The 875-nt window shown below is 37.3% G+C and carries 1 pseudogene; it reads left to right on the forward strand.

Annotation, left to right across the window (positions count from 1 at the left end):
- Positions 1-379 precede the first annotated feature (379 nt).
- A pseudogene (locus AB4496_RS28495) lies at positions 380-875 on the forward strand (hypothetical protein); the annotation flags it as partial.

An 875-nucleotide genomic window follows, 5' to 3' on the forward strand; every position in this document is an offset into this window, starting at 1 on the left:
GGTTAATTCGGTATAGAAAGGTGGATGATTGTTAAAAATAATTTCACCCCACCATGGAGGTATATTAACCATAACCGCAATCCCCAATCTCAACTTTGGATAAGGAAAGACTTGTTCCTTACCCACCTCAAAGCTAGACCTGGCAAAACATTTCAGATGAGCGTAGTGGTGTAAGTTACCGGCCAATCAGTGCAAAACTGATAACTCTGAAGTTATCTAACTCCCCCTCAAGAGGCTACGTCGTGCATAAACCTAGGTACAGTCGTGAATGAAACACTTTGAACTAGCTCTATATACAATCAAAAAACACTGTAAAACAATCAGAAAATAGCTTATAAATCACCCAGCAATCACACAAAAATACTACTAAGTAATCACTATGCCAAGATTTGATAATCCGCCAGAAAAAGTAATGTGCTTTGAGTTCCTTGAACAATATGACATATATCAACTTGCGGGAATTTCCCAACATCTAAATCACAAGCAAAGCGTTGACTTTAATTTCCAATCGAGCCCAAAATTAACTTCGGAAAGGTATAAATCAGAAATAGTGGGGTACTTCAAGAATGCATCGGACATGCTAGGCGGGTTACACAATACACCAGAGTCAAAAGTCAGAACGATCTCCTATGATGTACTTTCATTGAGCGATATGCGGTTTTCAACCACAAAAGACACTCGACTTATAATCTACATATTTACAAAAATTGTGACAAATAACCTCATTCAACATTTACCAGAAACACCGCCAAACACTATCACCGACATTAATTCGATGCTGAATTACCTCATCAATGCATTTATCTCATCACAAATACAAATCGAGAAAAAAAGAGAGTTAATCAATAGTATAATTGACGAGTACTACAGCTCAT

Origin of the sequence: Vibrio sp. 10N.222.46.A1, from assembly GCF_041473595.1 — a bacterium.
Lineage (GTDB): Bacteria > Pseudomonadota > Gammaproteobacteria > Enterobacterales > Vibrionaceae > Vibrio > Vibrio tasmaniensis_A.